This is a genomic window from Wolbachia endosymbiont of Nasonia vitripennis (genome assembly GCF_048054115.1).
Taxonomy (GTDB): Bacteria; Pseudomonadota; Alphaproteobacteria; order Rickettsiales; family Anaplasmataceae; genus Wolbachia.
Window position 1 is genome coordinate 17,279 of sequence record NZ_JAFEVF010000010.1, and the last position, 16,842, is coordinate 34,120.

Consider the following 16,842-nt stretch of genomic DNA (forward strand, 5'->3'; position numbering starts at 1 on the left):
TGTATAACAATGTTACAAAAAATAGTATCATAGAATTCAATAGGATAATTCCTAGAAAACCCCTACATACTAAAAAAAGCAAAATGCTGTTAAAATGAGCTTAAGAATAAATAGCAAACATCTAACATAACAATTCTATTTGTAAATCAGGTGAGACTTATCCTATAGAAAGCTTTCGAACTACGCAAGCGTATCTTTTGCCTTTAGTATTTCTTTAAACCTGCTGCAAAAGAGTGGGAATGGTTATAAAATAGGGAGGTATAGCAAGAGAATAGAGAGGGAAGATGAGCTTAAATTATCAAATCAACGTTATTCTACTTTACCTCACTAGCATTTTCCTTACCTTGAGCCTTACTATTACTCACAAATATAAACGTTCGTTACATAGCTCTTAATATGTCTAAAGAGACGAAATTTCCCGAATTATTTATAATGAACCCTTACGATCACATTCTGGGGACGTACATCAGAAAACTTTTATATTATTAGTTTTGTAGTAAAATTATATGAGTACATCGTATCTATTAAATCAGAAGCTTTATGGATTACAGATTGAGAGCTTATTTGTTTGGGGTTATCTGGTTTATACTTAGCTTACTTAGTAGTGTAGCTAATGATACTATATCAAAATATCTAAGTTTACATCTTCAGAGTTTTGAAATAATTTTTTTCCGCTTTCTGTTTACCACTATTACCCTTGTACCTTTTATGTTTTACTATGGAATAGAAACTTTTAAAACAAGTCAAATATCTACTCAAATAACCAGGGGTGGGTTGTTGTTTTGTGGAATGACCTTATGGACTTACGGGTTGACTGTTTTCCCCATAGTAACTGCAACGATTATAAGTTTTTCTATACCATTATTTGTTATACTTCTTGCAATCCCTTTGCTAAACGAAAATATAATTTGGCAAAGATGGATAGTAACTGTTATTGGCTTTGTTGGTATTGCTATTACTACCAAAGCTCATAGTGAAGATTTTAATCCTAAAATTCTTATTTTTATTGTATCTGCATTGATCTTTGCTATATTAGATATACTTAATAAGAAACTTGTAATAAAAGAGTCAGTAATAAGTATGTTATTTTATTCAGCTCTAACGACAACTATTTTTTCTACTCCACCTTTGTTATTTTATTGGCATATGCCTTCCTTGTTGGAGTTAGTATTACTGCTGATTTTAGGAATAAGTTCAAACCTAATTCTGTTCTTCATGTTAAAAGCTTTTGCTCTTACTGATGCTACTGCACTTGCACCGTATAGATACATAGAGCTAATAATTTCTGCAATAGTAACATACATTATATTTAATGAATTACCTGATAAAAGTGCTTTATATGGTACTTTGATATTAATACCATCAACCTTATTTATAGCTTATTCGGAAGGTAAGGCAATTAAGAAAAATAATGTAACAACAAAAGTTTATAATTGTTAATGGTATTTATTTTAGATGCTAAGCTATATTTTTAAGGTGATAATAAAATGCACATAACTATTATAGGAGTAGGGTATGTAGGTTTAGTATCTGGTACAGTGTTATCGGAGCAGGGCCATAAAGTTGATTGCATTGACATAAATACTGAGAAGATTGAACTTTTGAAATCAGGGAAAATTCCTCTATATGAACCTGGATTAGCAGATTATTTAGAGAATAATATAAAGTCACAAAGGATAAGATTTTTCGATTCGTATTTTCAAATAAATCCCAATACAGAAGTAGTATTTATAACTGTAGATACTCCATCAGACTCCCTAGGAAATGCAAATTTAAAGAATGTATATAATGCAGTAAGTGAAGTTTCTGAGAGAGTTAATCAAGATTGCTTAATAGTGATAAAGTCAACTGTTCCTCCTGGTACTGCAGAAAATATATATAATTATTTATCTAATAAGGGCTATAGCTTTGATTTGGGGGTTAATCCAGAGTTTCTCAAGCAAGGCTCTGCAGTATCAGATTTTTTATACCCAGATAGGATAATAATAGGAGTAAAAACTAAGCTAGCTAGGGCAAAACTAGAAGTTATATATAAATCATTTATAGATAAGAATATTCCGTTAATAGTCACTGATACAGTTACTGCTGAAATGATTAAATATGCTTCTAATGCTTTTCTAGCAACAAAGGTTGCTTTTATCAATGAGATGGCAGGTTTATGTGAGCTATTAGGAGCAGACATTGACCTTTTAGCTAACAGTATGGGAATGGATCATAGAATAGGTAAGGAATTTCTCAAAGCTGGTCCAGGATTTGGAGGATCATGTTTTCCTAAAGATTTGTCAGCTTTAATAAGGCTTGCTGAAGACCACAATGTTAAGCTACAAATTTTAAATTCAGTTAAGGAATCTAACTATAATCATATAACAAACATTGCTAAAAAGGTAGAATATGTATTAAATGGAATCCAAAATAAAAAAATAGCAATATGGGGGCTAACTTTTAAGTCTGATACTGATGATGTAAGAAATAGCCCAGCTATAGATATTGCACAATTGTTAGTGAATAACAAGGCTAAAATTACTGCATATGACCCAATGGGGATGGATAATGCTAGGCAAGTTCTAAAGGATATAGAATACGCGGACAATGCTATAGGGGCTGCAAGGGACGCGGAAGCCTTGTTATTGTTAACGGAGTGGAAAGAATTTAAAAATCAAGATTTTGCAAGTTTAAAGAGTATTATGGCTGCACCTAATGTTTTTGATTTCCGTAATTTATTAGATAGCGAGCTATTACTAAGATATGGTTACCATGTTTATTCCTTGGGTAAAAAATCTATCTACAAAGTTTAACTGTTGAGAAATTTTTTTTACACCGCTTTACTTAGTTTTTTTAGATCTTTGCTTGATAGTATGGAAAAGCAAACGAGTGCAACAACAGAGCAAATGGAAAAAAATGAAAACATAATACTGTTACCACAGTGCTTAACAAGTACTCCTAAGAGCACGCATGAAAATATTGAACTTGCAATATACCCAAATAATCCTGTTAAGCTTACAATTGCACATACATTATTTTGTGGAGCAATTTCTACAGCTATAACACCTGTCAGTACTTGCACTCCAAATATAAAGAATCCTGATAAGATTGCACCAAGGTTCATAAGAATTATGTTTTGACCAAAGTTCATTGCAATAAAAGTGAGTGCTATACCCAACATATAAAGTGATGCCAGCAAGCTTCTATTTTGAAAGAAGTACATATCACTAATTCTTCCTGTGATTAAAGTTCCAAGGATTCCACCTAAATCATATACGCCTGTTATTAGTGAGGATTGTACAAGAGAAATTTGTAATTTATTCTTTAAAATTATAGGAAACCAAAAGAAGATTCCCATTTTTATAATATAAGCACAAAAAGTAGCACAACATAGAAACCATATGGAACTTGTTACCTTGATACCTATTTGAGATTTCTGCACCTTATAATAGGTAGTAAAGTTGGCACTTTCTTTGTAATATGCCTTTAATATTATATAAATTCCAAAAAGTAAGCATAAGAAACCAGAGTACAAAAATGCACTTTTTGCATCATATATTTTAATTATACTTGGTAATACAATTAAAGTAATACAAGAACCAAGTTGCTGAGATGCGCTCATAACTCCCCATGATGATGCAATTGAAGAGATGCTAGAGTTTGTAACCATAAACTTGGTAATAGCTGGCCAACCTAACCCTTGTGTCCAAGCTAATAATATTAATGTTAACAGTAATAAAGTTAGATTATTATATGATAAAGTTATACCAATGGTTAATAATCCAGTTGCAATATTGCATAGCCCAAACATAAATAATGGATTATTTTTGGAGTCCATTATTATTCCATTAACAAATTTTGATACTCCATAAAAAAAAGAAAAGCAGGCAAAAAAATAGCTTAATTTTACATGGTCAGTATCTATTAACAGTGGTAGAGCAATTGGTATACTTTGTCTTGATAAATAAAGCAGCATATATCCACAGAAGAATAGTAAATATTGAAAGAAGACAAAGTTCACACCTATTCCCAAATAGCTCTATGCAGATGCTAGCATAATACTATATTGGTATAATATTGTTTGACAAGAAGTTTGCAAACAATTAGTGCAGAAAATTACTTAGTATCTTTCTTATAGCAGATACAGTAGTATTAATATCTTCATAGCTTATATCTCTATGTGTTATAGCTCTGATTTTACCTTTGATGTTAGCCATTCTAATTCCATAATTTGTCATTAGTACGTTTATTAATTCTTGAGTAGATATACAATTAGTACGTAATGAAAAATACGCTATATTAGTTTTATACAGGTCGATATCAATTATAACTTGATCTATGGAGTCTAGGCCTTCTATAAGGTGCTGCATTTTTTTATGATCTTCTTCTAAAGAATTTACATTATTACGTAGAGCATATAAACATGCAGCTGAAATAATGCCAGCTTGGTGCATACCTCCGCCAATTTGAAACTTATAGTACCAAGCTTTTTCAATAAAATCTTCACTTCCAAGCAATATTGCGCCCATTGGAGCACCTAATCCTTTACTAAAATCAATGAATACCGAATCAAAATAACTTGCATACTCCTTTGGAGATATTTTAGTATGAGCACAAGCGTTGAACAGTCTTGCTCCATCTAAATGAGTGAATATGTCATTCTCTTTGCAGAGACTTGAGATCTCTTGAATATATTCTAAAGGCCACACAGCTCCACCACCAAAATTTGTCGTTTGTTCGATAGAAACAAGCCCAACTCTCGGAATATTTCTTAAACTAGGACGAGTAATAAACTCAACAATTTGTTCTCCAGTAAATATTCCTCTTGTACCTTTGATGGGCAAAGGAGTAGCATGTGCCTGGGCTGCGATCAAGCCAGATTGTACTATGAGTGGATGTGAAGTTTCATCAAGCAGCAAGTAATCACCAGGTCTTTGAATGTGTACTTTATAAGCAATTACATTGGACATCGTTCCTGAAATCAAAAAGATTCCTGCAGGTTTACCTAATATTTTACATGCGGTTGCCACTAATTCGTTCACAGTTGGATCTTCACATGCAGCTTCGTTTCCAACTTTTGCTTTAGCCATCGCTTCCCTCATTTTAGCTGAAGGGTCAGTGTTTGAATCGCTAAAGAAATCTATTTTTACTCTCATATTAAATTTAACACAACCTCCTTTATAATTTCAGCAGCTTTCATGATGTCTGTTTCCTTTGTGCCAAGATGGGTAACTGCTCTTATATGAGACTCGAGCCAAGGAAAAAGCAATAAACCATAAGCTTGGCACTTACTCAAGAAAACCTCATTAGTTACATTTAGTGCTTTTATACTAAAGCTTACTATATTAGTTTCTGGATAAGGTAGTACCAGTTTTATGTGTGGAATTTCCTTAATCTTGTCTGCAAACAGTTTGGCGAGTTTATTGTCTTCTTTAAGCCTAGAAATATTGTTCTGTAGTACATACTTTGCTGCATTAGCACAATACCCTATCTGATGATAACCACTACCTAGCCAAACCTGTAGCTTTTTAGCCCTTTCAATTATCTCTCTTTTACCCATAAGCATTGAACCAAAAGGAGCTCCAAGTCCTTTGGTAAAAGAAAAGCTCATTGTATCCACATATTTAGCATAATCTGCTAAAGCAATATTTGTTTCGACATGAGCATTAAATATTCTTGCACCGTCTAAATGAAGATTTACATTGTGAGCTTTTAAAAAGTGATATAACTCGACTTGTTTTTCAAAAGGATAAATTTTACCATTAAACCCGTTTATACTATTTTCTATAGAAACAAGACTCACCTGAGCAAAAATTTTGTACCTTGGCTTAGAATTAATAGCATATTCTACTTCAGCAACATCTAAGATTCCGCTATTATTTCTAATACAATTAAATACGATATTATTTACTTTTGCATTGCCTGCGCTATCGAAAAAATTAACGTGATAATTATAATGAGTTATTAGTTCATCACCAGGACTTGTTTGACTGGCAATGGCTAATCTATTTGCAAGCATACCGCTGGTTGCAAATAATGCTTCTTCTACTTTGAATAATTGTTTGCAATATTCTGATAAGTCATTACAGCTTTTGTCTTCACCATAAGCAAAATCTCCAACAGTTGCATTACTTATTGCATATATAACGTTGGAGCTCTGCAGAGTTGTAGTGTCACTTCTCAGATCAATAATTTTTTCCATCTTATTTTTTGCCATTCAAACAACCAATTTGAGCATTCCAAAGTTCCTTGTAAAGACCTTGCTTAGAAACTAGTTCAGCATGTTTACCATCTTGGACAATTTTTCCTTTGTTAAATACTAGAATTCGGTCCATGTGTAAAAGTGTAGAAATACGGTGTGCTATAGTAATCGTAGTTTTATTTTGCATCAGTTTAAATAAACTCATTTGAATTGTTTTTTCTGTTATAGAATCTAACTGACTAGTTGGTTCATCAAGAAATAATATTGGAGCGTTTTTTAAAAATGCCCTTGCTATTATTATTCTTTGTCTTTCTCCTCCAGATAGTTTGATGCCTTTTTCTCCGACTGTAGTTCCATATTGATCTGGTAGAGTCATAATGAAATCGTGAATACCAGCCAGCTTTGCAGCTCTCATTATTTCTTCGATAGTAGATTGAAGTCTACCATATATGATGTTTGCTAAAATAGTATCATGAAATAACAATGGGTCTTGAGGTATTACAGATATTTGTTGCCTCAAAGAATTCTGTGTAACTTCTGATACTATTTGATTATCAATCTCTATATTACCTTTTTTAACATCAAATAGCCTTAGGATTAAGTTTATAAAAGTAGATTTACCACCTCCAGAATAACCAACTAGACCTACCTTTTCGCAAGGATTAATGGTAACTGAGAAATCTTGAAATAATGGCTCCTGACCTTCATAAGAAAAAGAAACATTGTTAAACGTTATTCTTCCACTTAATAAATTTAATTCTTTAGCATTTTCCTTATCTTGAATTTCTGGTACGGTATTCAAGATTGGCAATGCATCTGAAACTTTGCCGAAATGAGTAGAAAATTGGGTAAGATTTCTAGTTAGATGGTTAAGAAACTCTATAATCGATATATTAATTCCAAGTACAAGGGCAATATCTCCTATTGCGATCTTGTTCAATTGATAATCATGAATTAAAAAATACAAGTTTACTGCTTGGAGTATATCAAATGAATAGCCATATATAAACCAAAGCCAAAAGTATGCCCATTGTAATTTTCTCTCTGCAATAGTTCTTTTCTTGCATATTTGAAAAAATTTGTGTCTCTCATGTGCTTGCTGAGAAAATAACCTTACTGATATAACATTTAAAATACTATCTGCTATACTAGCTATTACTTTTGAATTTTGTTTAGAGTAATTATCAGCTAGTTCAGTAAGTACACGAAAGCTGAAAATCGAGACTAAAATAAAAATGCTTACCCAAGTGAATGTAGCGATTGCAAACTTTATGTTTACTAATGATAAGGTATAAATAGCTAAGACTAATGCTATACTGTAACCGAAAAAACAATCTATAAGCAATCTTATTAACTCTATCACACTATCCATTAAGCTACTGACCTTATGTACTAAGCTTCCAGATAAATTGTTCTGATAATAGGAATGGTCTTGTTGGAGTAGCCTACAAAAAGATATATCAGCTATTTTTTGACGCATTAAGGTAAACATTCGAATGTCAACAAAATAGCCATAGAATCTAAAAGCAGTAGTGATAAGTAATGCCATGCCAAGATAAGCGCTTACAGGTAATAAAAGATTTTCAATTACATTACCTTCCTGATATTTTACAGCTGTATCTAGAATATTTTTTACTAAATACTTTCTAAAAGACAAATCAACAGCTACCACCAGAGCAACTAAAGACATTATAATTACATTAAGCTTGAATTTAGATACTATATTCAAGATGAACATCAATACACATTTGAAGCTATCAACTCTACTTCTGTTCATTTACAATGCTAGCTCCACTACTTTGACTTTTTTATTGAGAAATACAAGTAGTGAAAACCATAAATTTTTGTATATTTTTCCTGAGATGTCTCCAGCATCATGTAGTGCTGATGCTTGATTTAGAATAAGCAGCTTATATAAATCTCGCTTAGCCTCAGTAGTGTCGATCTCAGAAATATTTGTAGTTGTGTCTGTAATAAAGGCTAACCAGCTCTTGATAAGTTCTTCCATGTTTTTTGCTTTTACACTTTCCTGGTAGCCAAACAATGACAAGCATTCTCTCAGTACAGATTCTGTTAACTCACCACAATTGAGTATACCAAAAACTGAAGGCTGAGGTTTTGGCACATAGGGAAGATCTTGATCTTTTATAATCCACCTTGTTACATAAGCAAATCTATCTTTAGCATCTGTATTCTTATCACTACCATGCCATAACCGTGAATCAAAAACTATTGCATCTCCTGCTGAAATAGGTAATGACTTGATTTTGTAATTTTCCCGATTATTTGAGTACTGATCAAAAAAATATGGGTACCAAAAATCAACTAAAGGCTGTATTTCCCATTTATGACTGTTTTCTATAATTTGCAGTGCACCTGAAGTTTCACTTACATTATTCAAAGCTAACCAAACAGAAAAGTGGTAAGGATCATTGAAACTATAGGAGATGTCTTGGTGGAAGGGAACTGCATCTATTAAATCAGCAGTTTTACATATAACATTTGATTTTTTCTGCAGTATCTGACACTGAAGTGACTTTTCAAGGTAATTTTTAATAATTGCATCTAATGCTTGAGAGATAATTCTAGTTACTTGAGATGACGTGCCCCATCTGCCGGTACAGTTTAAGTAGTCAGAAGTTGAAACACTTAGTTCTTGGGATAGCTCTGATATCTTATTTGTTATATCACTTAAAGACTGAGTTATTAGCTTTAAAGGAACCAGATTTTTGATAATAAAAAAACCATTTTTTTGTAGTATTTCCATATGATTAATACCTGACATCAATGACTGATAAGTAATCTGTTAAAGGCACAACAGCAAAAATTTTGAATCCTTTTACTTGTTTTAATATTTTTTCCCAATCGCTTAATGTTCTTAGTTTACCTCCTGTTTCAACCATGACATTAATATCTACAGAGCCTCCAGTTGGAGAGCGGTAATCTAAAATAGTTTCTATCAATAAAATACGAGATATTCCTTTGACCAATTTTAAATAAGATAATACTTTATCATCATCATAATGCTGCAGAAAGCGGCAAAAGACACCTAATTCATAATTTGTAACTGATAGTTCTTCCTGAGTTATAAGTTTGACTTTTAAATTTTCTACTAACTGTCTTGGTACTTTATGTTCGTTATATAGGCCTATAGAACCTTTATTGTGTATATCAGAATAAGCAAGAAATAAAGAGTGTACACCAAATAGCAATATATTCTTAGCACCATCTATATTAATCCTAGAATTAAACTCTTTAGTATCAAACCTAGAATATCCTAGCAATGCTTGGTAAAACGCTATTTTCTTATCTTCTGATGCTTCTCTTTCCTTAAAAGATTCAAATGAAGAGATGGACTTCTGTTTTAGTATATCGGCAATCTTTAACCAATTCTTTTCAGCGGCAACTCTTGCCCACATCGTTGCTGCTTTTGGCAAAAATGGTATTTCCTTAAAACACTTACCTTTTGATGATAGTTGCCATAAGTCCTTGTCCTTATCGTAATCAATAAACCCTATTTCCCACAACGCCCTTAACAGCCTTTCTAGATTTGGTACGATAATGTTTAACTTTTTAGATAAAACTGGCATAGTTGCAGGTAAAATATTTAACAAATCAAGTTCAATAGCAACGCTTGTTAGGTAAGTTTTCCAAAAGGCTGAAAGTTCTGCAGAAATCCTATGCACTTGAGATTCTTTACCTAAATCAAAAATACTAAACTTTACATTTCCGGTAATATTGATTTGTCCTAACACACCTTCAAAAGTTTCAACCTTTGCCATGCCATTATAGAATGCTTCTACCATTTTAAATCTCTGCTGGTAAACAGGATCACCATTAATATCTATATGAAACCAACCATGTTGATCTTCTGCAATAGAATACCCTTTATGAAAAACATTAAGTTTTTTATACCATTTATTATGTACTAACTTTCCATGATGATTAATATGTGTAGCTTTGCCATCCTTATAGACTACAGCGATACCATCCTTAAAATCTCCAACATAATCATATTCCTCCTGATAAATCCTGTTGCCATTTAAATTAATATGAAAACATTTATCATGTCTTCTAACTACACAAGCATCTTCCTGATAATTTCCAATCCATTGATACGACTGTTTGTATACTCTACATCCAGATGAATCAATATGGTAACACCCTGTATCATCTTCTACGGCTGCTCTATTGAAGTAGAATCCAAAAGTTTTTAGAAATCTATGATGATAAACTGCTTCTCCTCTCACATTGATATGATAAGCACCTGTCTGATCATAAACCGGTGTAAGACCGGGCTCATGAAATTTACCAACCTTTATAAACCTATTTTCATACAAAGGATTTCCTAGTAATTCGTGAAAACTCTCACACGGTGAAATTTTAATAGATTTAAGATTATCTTTGATTAATTGATCAAAGGTTTTCTCATGTTGCATGTTTTGCATAATTTGTAATTTAAATAATTCTTTTGTAAGCTTAGGTACTCACTACTCTGCCATATTTCCTCGAGTTTAACCTCATTAACATTACCAAAATTTCCTAATGTCTTACGGAGTTCATCTGGAGCACAGCAAGGACTAAACTTTCCTTCATTGTTTATCCATGCTTCTTTACCTAAAAATGGGCATTGACCACCTGGAGCCAAATCCTTAATACCTTCTTGAGAAAGGATTGTGAAATTTTCTAATTTTATCTTTTTACCATTTGGCAATAGAATATTATCTCTAAGTTCGTATAACCTTCTCACCTCCGTGTTCCATCTACTAATTGCTAACTCATCTCTTCTCATAGATAGATCCTTAATTTCCTCAAAATGTGCCCAAAGATGATGTCCTTTAACTCTATCTATGCCGTTTTTTATGGCCATCTTAACTATGTCATAGAGTTCATGTAAATTACTTTCCAAAAATGTTAATTGTAAAGTAACGGTACACCTTTCACCTGTATCGCTAAAGTATTTATCTCTAACTTCAAGGAAAGTTTTTAAATTTTCTGTCACTACTTCCCATTTTGAACCTTTCATGATTCTTTCATGAGTTTCTTTAGTTGCCCCATTCCAGGAAATCTTAACATCAGATAAAATTGGTACCAATAGTTCAGCCCATTTTCTAGCTCCTTTAATGGGAAAAGAACCATTGGTTGTGAGGTTAAGCTTAAGACCGAACTCATGGCACAAATTGATTATTTCATCAAAGCTTTTATACATTAAAGGCTCACCCATAGTAGAAGGAATGATTTCCCTTAAAGGTGTTCCAGCTGCTTCCTTAATTACTTTTCTAATAGTTTCTATCGACAGTATCTTAGGTTTTATTCCTTTAGCTTTCTTTTCTTCTTTAACTTTGCTGTATGGTGAAAAACATTCGCACATTATACAAGCAAAATTGCAGTAATCTGGATTAGTATCAAAAGTAATTCTCCAAGGACCGGGTTTCACAGCTACTGATTTGCCTTTCTTTTCAATAGCATTACGGTAAATCTTGTTAAGTTTCTCAATATGCTCACTCATAGAAGGTATATTCCCATTTTCAGTATAAGGATAGCCTTTTTGGGTAAGTTTATTGTATAACTCCTGATTTGTAGATAGGACTTGCATTTTTTCTGACAAACTACTTGCATCTCTGTGCTTAAATAATAGTCCATCTCTTACATATTCTGCCATACCACCATAATCGGCTGTTATAACTGGTATTCTAAGTTGCTGTGCTTCATGTATTACTAATGGTGAATTTTCACCCCAAATTGAAGGAACGACTATTGCATCAACTTTATTAAATACGTCAGTAACTATATTCTTATTATCATAACTTCCCATCCACTCTATTCTTTCTTTAACAACAGGTGAAAACTGATCGGCAATCGCTTTTAAAGCTTTAGTTTCTTCTCTTGCTGCTCCCCAAATTCTAAGTTTTGCTTTAGATGATAAGTGAGAAAAAGCTTTCAATAATAGATTGACACCTTTTTCGGGAGTATGAGTACCAATATAACCGAAAATAAACTCTTTTTCTTGTGCTCTATTTCTATTCTTAAGACGATTGAGATCAAAACCATAATCAAGATAAGAAATTTTGTTTATCGGAACATAAAAATCCTGAGTAAATTTATCCATCAAGAATTTCGATGGGGAAATAAAGTAATCTATATAGTCTATTATTTTCCTTGTGTGCTTCATTCTAGTTGCAACCCATTGTTCCCAATAATTTATGTCTAAATTCAGGAATTCTTCATCTCCTGTAAAATATCCTTTGTAACATTGAGTTGCACATTTTTGATCCTTTTGTCCATCACAAAGCCGTAACAAATCTTCAGAATTGCGTTGAATAAACCTTCCTCTTGGACACATTAACCAAAAGTCATGTAGCGTAAAAATTGTAGGTATATTTTCTTTAAAAGCAATTTCTGGTAAAGTAATTGATAGATGATTAAGATGACCAAAATGTATAAGATCTGGCTGAAAGTTATCTATTACTCTTTTAAATTGTATATCTACTTCTTCATTGATAAATTTGTAACGATATTTAGCTGTGGGTATATTAATTAAATGCAGTAAGATTCGAGAGTCACTACTATCTAGGACTGTAGTGTAATAAAAATCAGGTAAAAAGCTATTTTCATACCTAGTAAATACTTGTACCTCATTGTTATTTGCTAGTTCATGAGCAAGAGTTTGGCTATAAACCTCTGAACCAGCACTATAATAAGGAGGGTAACCATGAATAACTTTTAATATTTTCATATATTACCATATCTATATTGTTAGGATATTCTTGTGTATTGTTTTGTAGACTTTTTATAAATTTACTTAATCCTACTTCTAATGAATGTTTTGGAGACCAACCAAGTAGCTCTTTAGCTCTAGTAAAATCACCATGAAACTTAGTTACATCAAAATTTCTTGGAGGATAAAAATCAATTCTAGAATCACTTTTCGTGACTTTTAATATTGTTTTTGCTAAGTTTTCTAAAGTACATGGGCTATTAGTAGTAAGATGAATAGCAGGAAGAGAAGATTTTTCGCTTTGTAAATATTTAACAGTTAAGCATATACCCTCTATAACATCATCCAAATAGGTAAAATCAAAAACACATTCTTTACCTTCTATTTTAATTGGATCACCTCTTAATGCATTAATACAGAGTGCAGGAATTACTCTACTGTTATGATCTAGTAAACCACCGTATACATTTGAAAAGCGTAATATTGCTACATTAAAATCTTTTGAACTTGTTATTTGTTCCTCAATAAATGCTTTACCTTTTGCATAATTATTTATTGGATCGATACTAGCAGATTCTGTAACTGGCAGTTCCTTCTGCTCTCCATAGACTTCCCTACTACTTGCATATATAAACCATGGTTTATTTGGAAGTGACTTACATAACCCTAAAAACTGCATTGTACCATCAACATTAATTTTTTTACACAGTTCAGGATAAAGTTCACCATGTATAACCCGAGAAATTGCAGCCAGATGAATAATTCCTGTACACTTAGCAAGTAGTGGTACTATATCTTCTGAAAAAAAACTGAGTGGATTGTTGCAAAACCTAATATCGCAGCTTATTACTTCATGGCCCTGATTTTCTAACTTTTTCACCAAGGCTGACCCTATCAAACCTGCAGCACCTGTTATTAATATCCCCATGTATACCCTCTCACTACAACTAGGAAAATTTATCGTACCAATTATCTTACAAGTAAGAATCAAAAGGTATTATAAAACCAGTATAAAACAAATGTCAACTTAAATTAGTGAATAAAAAATGTGATTATGAAAGAAGAGTTGTTGCTTGAAAATAGTGTTCAGCTTTAACCAAATCCTCTTTATTATTTACTCCCATTGCTTCTCTTTCATCAGTAACTACATAACCTACACTCAAGTTATTGGTTGCTGCAATGGGTACTATATCATTAAGACAATATTCATTGGTCGAATTATTAAATTTTATTTCTTTTACTAAGGTAGAGAGATCTTTAGCATATGAAGCTATTATTCCAGAGTTTGCAAGAAGCATTTTATCTCCATTTTTTAGGATTTTTTGAACATTGCCGTAATTATCAATTACTAATCTTCCATATTGTTCATCTTGACTATTGAATCCAAGAAGAACTAAATTATTATACTTTAAACAATCAGTCATTTTCATAACTGTATCACTAGATATAAAAGGAGTGTCTCCATACTGTATTAAAACTATGTCTTGATCAGATAACTCCTCCAGATTTTCTAGAGCAATTTTAACTGCAGTGCCAGTACCTGTAATATCTTCTTGAATTATTAGTTTTATATTGTATTGATCGATTATACTTTTTAGGGTATCAAAGTTTTCTAAATCTTTTAGAAGGGAGTTGTTAACAACAATTGATAAGCTTTTTAGACTCAGCGATTTTGCATTAGAAATTATATGTTCTAAAAGAGTAAGATTTCCCACTTGGTGCAACGCTTTTGGATATTCAGAATTCATTCTACTGCTTTTTCCTGCTGCTAATATTATCAAAATTTTACTCATACATAACTCAGGAATTGATTAGGTAGTAAGTTAATTCATAATTAGTAAGATGTAAAGCCCACTGTAATTTTTATATATTTTCTAGATCTTGGCACCCTCATTAGAGTTTCATTTAAGAGAGCTATAACTTTAAACTCTTTACTCGATTTTCTACGCTGACATCTTGTAAACTCTGATCTGGACTTTTTAATATTTCTAATAATCTACTTGCAAGGTTTGAGTGTTTATTGATTACTACAACCTGGACTAATGACTTGATCATCACGAGCATTTGTTACAGCTACGCGCTCATCGGGTTTTATTGCTTTCAGCTTACTGATCATTTCAACATTACCATTTTTTGCATTCTCAAATAGCTCTTCTACTAATTTCAATAGGTTAGTAATATTTTGGTCTCGAGAAAGATCAAGTGGTGCTTTACCTTCTTTATTCTTGATGTTATAAATTGCACCATGTTTTAATAAAGATTTTACAACTTCCAAGGAGCCACCTTTAGCCGCAACATGAAGTGATGTAGTACCACCAGAAGTTGTTCTAGCATTAATAAAGTCATTTAATTTATCACGACTTACATATTGTAATAAAACTTCAACAACTTCTCTGTAACCTTTGGAAGAAGCTATATGTAATGGCGTATTGCCCTTGTTAGTAATTTGAGCAACTTCAGCTCCATTTTTTAATAAGGTACTTACAACATCTATGTTGCCGTTGTTAACAGCATGGTGTAATGGTGTTCTTCCATCGGTATCTTTGAAGTTAACAATTACCCCTCTTTTGATGCAATTCTCAACCGCTAAAGGATTGTCATTTTCTATGGCCTCAAGTAACTTTTCAGAAAAAGCAGACTGTAACCTCTGATTGATTGACTCTAAAAACCTTTTTACAGGAATGTCAATATTAAGTTCAACCATTTCTATGAACGATCTTACATCTTTCTTTAACTCACTATGCAATAACTTATAATATTTTGTACCTTGCCCTTTGGAAACGAAGCATTCAGCCTTCCCACCGTAAGCTTCATCTGTATACCCTGACGTTATGTGTTTTGGATCAAATTCTAGTGCTACTAGCATATCATTTACTGACTGTATGCTTTTATTATTTATCGAACCAGGTACACAATCTTTGTATACCTCAACTAAGCGATATGCATTTCCTAGGTAATAAGAACCTTCCTTAAGAGTTTTCCAAGGAGAAGTATTCTTTTCTGAACTATATGGTTGCGACATGCTACGCAACATAGGAAGGTAAAGCTCAGAAAAACGGATATGCACCTCTGTAGCACTTTTAAGCTTCTCAAGTTGATCCAACTCACATTCAGGGCTAAACTGTGATTGAACTTGATCTGGCTCCTTCAGCATTTTTAACAATTTAGTTGCAATATTCTTATGTTTATTGGCTATAGCAACTTGCAATAATGTATTCCCTTGATTATTACGAGCATTTGTTATAGCTAAGAACTCATCAGGTTTTACTGCTCTTAGCTTGCTGATAGATTCAACATTACCATTTTTTATATCTCTAAACAATTCTTCGATCAATTTCAGTAAGTTAGTAACTCTTTGGTCCTTAGAAAGATCAATAGGTATTTTACCTTCTTTGTTCTCAATTTTATAAATTGCACCATGTTTTAATAAAGATTTTACAACTTCCAAGGAGCCACCTTTAGCTGCAACATGAAGTGATGTAGTACCACTAGAAGTAGTTTTAGCATTAACAAAGTCATTTAATTTATCACGACTGATATGTTGTAACAGAACCTCAACAATTTCTTTGTAACATTTGGAAGTAGCAGTGTGTAATGGTGTATTACCTTTATTAGTAACTTGACTAACGTTAGCTCCATTTGTTAGTAAGATGTTTACAATATCTATGTGTCCATTGCTAACAGCGTAATGCAACGGTGTTCTTCCATCAATATCTTTATCGTTGGCATCAGCTCCATCTTTTAACAGACGCTGAACAGTTCGTATATCACCTTTACTAGCAGCAATGTTGATATCTTTCTGCAGATGCTGGAGAACCTCTGATGCTTCGCTACCCTCAAGCTTAAATCTAAAATTAATCATCTCTATCTTTTTTAAAATATCTAAAACACTCGGATGACTTGGTCCAAAAACAGCTTTTCTTTGATCAAAACTTTCTCT

General features: G+C 32.5%; 12 protein-coding genes. 2 read left to right on the plus strand and 10 right to left on the minus strand.

Features of this window, described 5'->3' with window-relative positions; translation table 11 throughout:
* Positions 1–540 precede the first annotated feature (540 nt).
* Both JR053_RS02580 and JR053_RS02585 read left to right on the plus strand, forming a co-directional pair.
* Positions 541–1,440, plus strand: a complete 900-nt coding sequence (locus JR053_RS02580; protein WP_416603441.1) for a DMT family transporter — start codon at positions 541–543, stop codon at positions 1,438–1,440.
* Positions 1,441–1,487: 47 nt separating this feature from the next.
* Positions 1,488–2,795, plus strand: a complete 1,308-nt coding sequence (locus tag JR053_RS02585; RefSeq protein WP_010405353.1) for a UDP-glucose dehydrogenase family protein — start codon at positions 1,488–1,490, stop codon at positions 2,793–2,795.
* Positions 2,796–2,812: 17 nt separating this feature from the next.
* Here JR053_RS02585 and JR053_RS02590 read toward each other — a convergent pair whose 3' ends face one another.
* From JR053_RS02590 to JR053_RS02635, 10 genes are all read right to left on the minus strand, one after another.
* Positions 2,813–3,958, minus strand: a complete 1,146-nt coding sequence (locus JR053_RS02590) for an MFS transporter (RefSeq protein ID WP_010405355.1) — start codon at positions 3,956–3,958, stop codon at positions 2,813–2,815.
* 127 nt (positions 3,959–4,085) lie between these two features.
* Positions 4,086–5,138: a threonine aldolase family protein gene (locus JR053_RS02595; protein WP_010405361.1), complete on the minus strand. Its 1,053-nt coding sequence runs from the start codon at positions 5,136–5,138 to the stop codon at positions 4,086–4,088.
* Positions 5,135–6,184, minus strand: coding sequence for a threonine aldolase family protein (locus JR053_RS02600; protein WP_029237675.1), 1,050 nt, complete (start codon positions 6,182–6,184; stop codon positions 5,135–5,137). The genes JR053_RS02595 and JR053_RS02600 overlap by 4 nt, the downstream gene beginning before the upstream one ends.
* A gap of 1 nt (position 6,185) precedes the next feature.
* A complete protein-coding gene (locus JR053_RS02605; protein ID WP_010405366.1) occupies positions 6,186–7,961 on the minus strand; it encodes an ABC transporter ATP-binding protein in 1,776 nt (591 codons plus the stop codon).
* Positions 7,962–8,951 (minus strand): phytanoyl-CoA dioxygenase family protein, encoded by a 990-nt coding sequence (locus JR053_RS02610; RefSeq protein WP_416603453.1) that lies wholly within the window; start codon positions 8,949–8,951, stop codon positions 7,962–7,964. It lies immediately after the preceding gene.
* 4 nt (positions 8,952–8,955) lie between these two features.
* Positions 8,956–10,632 (minus strand): WG repeat-containing protein, encoded by a 1,677-nt coding sequence (locus tag JR053_RS02615; protein ID WP_416603444.1) that lies wholly within the window; start codon positions 10,630–10,632, stop codon positions 8,956–8,958.
* Positions 10,593–12,920: a glycosyltransferase gene (locus JR053_RS02620; protein WP_010405475.1), complete on the minus strand. Its 2,328-nt coding sequence runs from the start codon at positions 12,918–12,920 to the stop codon at positions 10,593–10,595. Before JR053_RS02620 ends, JR053_RS02615 begins: the two co-directional genes overlap by 40 nt.
* Positions 12,877–13,830: an NAD-dependent epimerase/dehydratase family protein gene (locus tag JR053_RS02625; protein WP_010405477.1), complete on the minus strand. Its 954-nt coding sequence runs from the start codon at positions 13,828–13,830 to the stop codon at positions 12,877–12,879. Before JR053_RS02625 ends, JR053_RS02620 begins: the two co-directional genes overlap by 44 nt.
* 124 nt (positions 13,831–13,954) lie before the next feature.
* Positions 13,955–14,695, minus strand: a complete 741-nt coding sequence (locus tag JR053_RS02630; protein ID WP_416603447.1) for an NTP transferase domain-containing protein — start codon at positions 14,693–14,695, stop codon at positions 13,955–13,957.
* 224 nt (positions 14,696–14,919) lie between these two features.
* Positions 14,920–16,842, minus strand: a 1,923-nt coding sequence (locus tag JR053_RS02635) for an ankyrin repeat domain-containing protein (protein ID WP_416603449.1), incomplete at its 5' end; no start/stop codon positions are given.

Excerpts from the sequence above, each read along its gene's own strand:
- JR053_RS02580 (WP_416603441.1), top strand. The coding sequence starts at position 541 with ATGGATTACAGATTGAGAGCTTATTTGTTTGGGGTTATCTGGTTTATA.
- JR053_RS02585 (WP_010405353.1), top strand. The coding sequence starts at position 1,488 with ATGCACATAACTATTATAGGAGTAGGGTATGTAGGTTTAGTATCTGGT.
- JR053_RS02590 (WP_010405355.1), bottom strand. The coding sequence starts at position 3,958 with ATGCTGCTTTATTTATCAAGACAAAGTATACCAATTGCTCTACCACTG.
- JR053_RS02595 (WP_010405361.1), bottom strand. The coding sequence starts at position 5,138 with ATGAGAGTAAAAATAGATTTCTTTAGCGATTCAAACACTGACCCTTCA.
- JR053_RS02600 (WP_029237675.1), bottom strand. The coding sequence starts at position 6,184 with ATGGAAAAAATTATTGATCTGAGAAGTGACACTACAACTCTGCAGAGC.
- JR053_RS02605 (WP_010405366.1), bottom strand. The coding sequence starts at position 7,961 with ATGAACAGAAGTAGAGTTGATAGCTTCAAATGTGTATTGATGTTCATC.
- JR053_RS02610 (WP_416603453.1), bottom strand. The coding sequence starts at position 8,951 with ATGGAAATACTACAAAAAAATGGTTTTTTTATTATCAAAAATCTGGTT.
- JR053_RS02615 (WP_416603444.1), bottom strand. The coding sequence starts at position 10,632 with ATGCAAAACATGCAACATGAGAAAACCTTTGATCAATTAATCAAAGAT.
- JR053_RS02620 (WP_010405475.1), bottom strand. The coding sequence starts at position 12,920 with ATGAAAATATTAAAAGTTATTCATGGTTACCCTCCTTATTATAGTGCT.
- JR053_RS02625 (WP_010405477.1), bottom strand. The coding sequence starts at position 13,830 with ATGGGGATATTAATAACAGGTGCTGCAGGTTTGATAGGGTCAGCCTTG.
- JR053_RS02630 (WP_416603447.1), bottom strand. The coding sequence starts at position 14,695 with ATGAGTAAAATTTTGATAATATTAGCAGCAGGAAAAAGCAGTAGAATG.